The following is a 4569-nucleotide window of genomic DNA, read 5'->3' on the forward strand; positions in this document are numbered from 1 at the left end:
GCCGGCCCGCCGTACGGGCCCGGGTCTGGCGCCTGGCCGAGCTGGACACGGCCGGGGTGGCCGGCGGCGAGGTCGCGGCGCTGCCCGGCCCGGAGTCGGTGCCACGATGGCCGATGTCCGACGCGTGGCCCGGCGAGTTCATCACCACGCTGGACGTACGCCCGATCGGCCCGGTGCGGCCGGGCCGCACGACCGCCTGGATCTCCACCGGGCTGGACCTGGTGGCCGGTGAGCCGGTCAGCGACCTGGCGAGATACCTGGCCCTGGTGGACACAGCCAACGGGATCGCGATCCGCGAGTCCCCCAAGGAATGGCTCTTCCCCAACCTGGACCTGACGATCCACCTGCACCGGCAGCCCCGAGGGCGCTGGGTCGGCCTGGACACGTCGGTGGTGTTCGGGCCGCGGGGTCACGGCCTGACCACGACCACCCTGCACGACCTGGACGGGCCGGTCGGCCGCGCGGAGCAGATCCTGACGGTCCGCCCGGCGCCGCACTAGGCACGGCTGCCCGGTGGGCTCCGTCATCCGCAGTATTTCTTCTGCGCGGTCTCGGCCACCGTGGTCGCTTTCTTGATCAGTGCGGCCATCTGGCGTTGGTAGGACTTGCCCGTTCCGGTCCAGGCCGCCGTCTTGGTGGCTGCCCTCTTCACGGTGGCGGTGATGCCGCTGACGTCCGGACGGCGAGCAGGAGTGAAGCCCGGCAGTCCGGCGACCGCGTCCTCGTAGCCGGCAAGGTCGTCCTCGAGGGTCGTGACGGCTTGCTTGATGTCGCCGACGGCGGTGGCCAGGTCACTGACGTCGCTGTCGATGTCGTAGCCGTTGCTGGCGACGTCGTAGGACGAGCTCTGGGCGTCGTAGGCCGCGCTGCAAGCGTCGTAGGTGTCACTCTTCCGGCCGGCCGCAGCGGCGTTCTTCCTGGCCGCCGCCAGGTTGTTCTCGGCTTCCCGCAGGTGGGTGGCGAACGAGCTGAAGGACGGCGGCTCGGCCAGCGCCGAGCTCAATGCCGAGTGATCGGAGATGACGGTGTCCGCGGCGGACGTTATCGCAGCCTCCTGGCGGCTCCGCTGATCAGCTTCCTGTTGATCGGCTGCGGTCTGGGCCTGCTCGGCGGTGTTGGCATCAGCTTGGTCCCGCAGGGCGGCCACGGCTTCGTTGTAGTCGTCCAGGGTGCCCGGCCGGAGCTCGATCGGCGCAACGGACCCGTCCTCCTGCGGAATCTGCAGGGTCAGGACCGACGGAGTGAGGGTGCCGGTGAACGTGGTGACGGTGCCCAGGCCGCCGGGGAACGACAGGGTGATCGCGTTGTCCTGCACGGTGCCGGTGAAGGCGAGATGGGTCGGCTTCACGCTTGTCGCCGCTCCGCCGTCGACCGATGTCGAATCCAGCGTGCCGGTGAGGGCCTGGTCCGTCCGGGTCATCTGGACCATGACTGTCGAGGTCGACGACGTGCCGACCCACGCTTTCCCGGCGGCGGGCTCCTTCGCAAGCGGGTTCGCACAGCTTGACATGACCAGCAGTACGAGACCCAGCACCACCGCTGTCCGTGGCGTGCGCGCCAGCCCTGCTCTCATCACACCGTTGCTCCGCAATGTTCGACCTGCCGCGACCCGGACAATGAGGAGACCACCGGACGGAGGGCGGCACCATCGGTGGATCCGGCACACTCGCCCTGCGGCGGACCGTGACCCATATAGACAGTGACGACTATTGTCGGCGGCGGAGCTCGCGAAGGAAGTCAGTCACTCGACCCGTCACGGGAGTGCTCATGACCCATCCGAAGCAATGGCGCCGCGGATTCGCAGTCGCTGCCGCCGCCACCGCCGCCCTCACCACGGTTCCGCTCTCCCCGGCCCATGCCGCCGCCGCGCCCGCACCCCGGGTGGCGTGGGCGGCGTGCGAGGACGGGTTCGAGTGCGCCACCGTGCCGGCCCCGCTGGACTACGACCGGCCGCGGGGTGTGCAGATCGGCATCTCACTGCTACGGCTGCGCGCCGCCGATCCGGCGCGGCGGATCGGCTCGCTGCTGCTCAACCCCGGCGGTCCCGGCGGATCCGGTGTGGACTTCGCGCGCGCGGTGGCCCGGAGCCTGCCGGCCGAGATCCAGGGCCGCTTCGACATCGTCGGCTTCGATCCGCGTGGCATCTACCGCAGCACACCGCTGCGCTGCTTCGACACCTACGAGCAGGCGATCGCGGTGCTGCCGCCGTTCGCGTACCCGGAGGCCACGGCCGAGGAACGACGGCAGCGGGTGTCGGACGACCAGCTCGCCGCCGCCTGTGCCCGGCACGGCGGGGCCATTCTCAATCACATGTCCAGTGCCGACGCGGCCCGCGACATGGATCTGCTGCGTGAGGTGCTCGGCGACAAGAAGCTGAGCTATCTCGGCTACTCGTACGGCTCGCTGCTCGGGCAGAACTACGCCAACCTGTTCCCGTCCCGGGTCCGCGCTCTGGTGATCGACGCTGTGGTGGATCCCGTGGCCTGGTCCACCGGGCACGGGCGCGATGCCCGGACCGTGCCGGTCGGCACCCGGATCGCCAGCGCCGACGGCGCCGGCCGGACCCTCGAAGAGTTCTTCCGGCTGTGCGACGCGGCCGGTCCGGACTGCGCCTTCTCCGGCGACGCGAGCAAGCGGTACGCGCAACTGGCGAACCGCCTGCGCGGGCACCCGGCAACCATCGTCGACCCGTTCTCCGGCGAGAGCTACACCTTCACCCACAGCGACCTGATCGCCACCACGCTGGGCGCCCTGTACAGCCCGCAGATCTGGCCCGACCTGGCCTTCTTCCTCGACGCCGTGGACGATCAGCTGACCCCGGCCGTCCTCGGGCAGCGGCTCGCCACCGTCCGCGCCGGGCTCGGCCTGGCCGCCCAGCCGCAGGAGGAGTATCCGAGCGACGTCGAGGGCTCCCCCGGCGTCACCTGTTCCGACACCGTCAACCCGCGGTCCCTGGCGGACTGGCAACGGTCCGCGGATCGCGCCGAGCAGCGCTACGGCTACTTCGGCCGGATCTGGAACTGGGCCTGGAGTGCCTGTGGCTCCTGGCCGCGTACCGCCGGACAGGATCGGCACCTGGGCCCGTGGACGGCCCGGACCGCGGCGCCCGTGCTGGTCGTCGGCAACTACTTCGACCCGGCCACCCGCTACCAGGGCGCTGTCGCCGCGTCCCGGCTGCTGCCGAACTCGCGGCTGCTGTCCTACGCCGGGTGGGGGCACGGCGCCTACTTCATCGCCGGCAACACGTGCGTGGACACGAAGGTGACCCAGTATCTGCTGACCAGCCGGGTGCCGGCCGCGGGCACTGTGTGCCGGCCCGAGGGCTCACCCTTCGATCCGGCGCCGGCCTCGGCACTGAGCGCGTCCGCCGCGTCCGCGCTCAGCTCCGTCGTGGTGCCCGAGGCCGTACGCCGGTCGTTCAGGACAACAGCTGGGTGAACCGGATCGCGTTGCCGAAGGGGTCGCGCAGGCCGCAGTCGATGCCGTACGGGCGCTCGGTGGGCTCGTCGGTGAACTCGACGCCGAGGCCCTTGAGGGTCTCGTAGGTCTTGCGGCAGTCGTCGGTGCTGAAGATCAGGTTACCGCCGGTGGCGCCCTTGCTCAGCAACTCGCGGACCTGCTGGGCGGTCTCCTCGGACATCGAGGGGCCGCCCGGCTTCTCCAGCAGGATCTGGCGTTCCGGGCGGCCCGGGACCTGCACGGTGAGCCAGCGCATGAAGCCGAGGTCTACGTCGGAGCTGACCTCCAGGCCGAGCTTGCCGACGTAGAAGTCGAGGGCCTCGTCCTGGTCCAGGACGTAGATCTGGGAATGGGTGATCGCGGTGAACATGGGCCTCACGCTAGCGGCCCGGCCGGTGCGGAACTTCTCCGAAACTGCTCACTCGGCCGGGTCCACACCTTGGTGAAACAGGTGGGCACGCCGGTCGCCGTGACCTGCCGGCGGTAGTCGCGCGGCGACCGGCCGACGATGTCGTGGAACGTGCGGCTGAACGTGCCCAGGCTGCCGAAGCCGACCCGGAAGCAGATGTCGGTCACGCTCTCGCCGGTCTCGCGCAGCAGGAACATGGCCCGCTCGACCCGGCGGCGCTGCAGGTAGCGGTGCGGCGTCTCACCGAAGGTGGCCCGGAACGTACGGGTGAAGTGCGCCGGCGACACGTGGGCGATCCGGGCCAGGGCGGCGACGTCCAGCGGCTGCGCGTACGCGCGGTCCATGGCGTCGCGGGCCCGCAGCATCCGGCGGTTGCTCTGCTCGACAGCGCGGCTCACGAGGCCATGACACCACGGATCACCGGCCGGGTCAGCCCTTGCTCTCCGTGACGGTCGTCGCGGTGACGGTGCCCTCGGTGTCGGCCGTGCCCTGGACGCTGACCGTGTCACCGGCCTTGAGGTCTTTGAGCTTGCCCTTGGTGGCGCTCTGCACCGTCGTGCCGGCGCCGGTCCGTACCGTCACCACCTCGCCGTCCGCCTTCTCGACGTAGATCGTGGTGCCGTTGACCAGCTTGACCTTGCCGGTGGTCGGTCCCGCGGCGGCCGGCGCGGCCGCGGTGGGGGCGGCACCGCCGCCGAAGG

At 70.8% G+C, this 4569-nt stretch carries 4 protein-coding genes and 2 pseudogenes; 2 read left to right on the top strand and 4 right to left on the bottom strand.

Going from position 1 to position 4569, the window contains the following annotated elements:
• Nucleotides 1-500: pseudogene (locus AB0C29_RS34795) on the top strand (thioesterase family protein); the annotation flags it as partial.
• A 23-nt stretch (nucleotides 501-523) separates the two neighbouring features.
• Here the strand turns inward: AB0C29_RS34795 and AB0C29_RS34800 are convergent.
• The gene (locus AB0C29_RS34800) at nucleotides 524-1420 is read right to left on the bottom strand and encodes a hypothetical protein (RefSeq protein ID WP_360829472.1); all 897 of its coding nucleotides are present in this window, start codon (nucleotides 1418-1420) and stop codon (nucleotides 524-526) included.
• 347 nt (nucleotides 1421-1767) lie between these two features.
• Here AB0C29_RS34800 and AB0C29_RS34805 point away from each other — a divergent pair, with 347 nt between their 5' ends.
• Nucleotides 1768-3438: an alpha/beta hydrolase gene (locus AB0C29_RS34805; RefSeq protein WP_360829475.1), complete on the top strand. Its 1671-nt coding sequence runs from the start codon at nucleotides 1768-1770 to the stop codon at nucleotides 3436-3438.
• Here the strand turns inward: AB0C29_RS34805 and AB0C29_RS34810 are convergent.
• The 3 genes and pseudogenes from AB0C29_RS34810 to AB0C29_RS34820 all read right to left on the bottom strand — a co-directional run.
• Nucleotides 3419-3829, bottom strand: a complete 411-nt coding sequence (locus AB0C29_RS34810) for a VOC family protein (protein WP_360829478.1) — start codon at nucleotides 3827-3829, stop codon at nucleotides 3419-3421. The two genes, AB0C29_RS34805 and AB0C29_RS34810, sit on opposite strands and share 20 nt — an antisense overlap.
• 5 nt (nucleotides 3830-3834) lie before the next feature.
• The gene (locus AB0C29_RS34815) at nucleotides 3835-4266 is read right to left on the bottom strand and encodes an AraC family transcriptional regulator (protein ID WP_360829480.1); all 432 of its coding nucleotides are present in this window, start codon (nucleotides 4264-4266) and stop codon (nucleotides 3835-3837) included.
• A 31-nt stretch (nucleotides 4267-4297) separates the two neighbouring features.
• Nucleotides 4298-4569 (bottom strand): annotated as a pseudogene (locus AB0C29_RS34820) (hypothetical protein); the annotation flags it as partial.

The organism is Actinoplanes sp. NPDC048791, assembly GCF_040650095.1.
Taxonomy (GTDB): Bacteria; Actinomycetota; Actinomycetes; order Mycobacteriales; family Micromonosporaceae; genus Actinoplanes.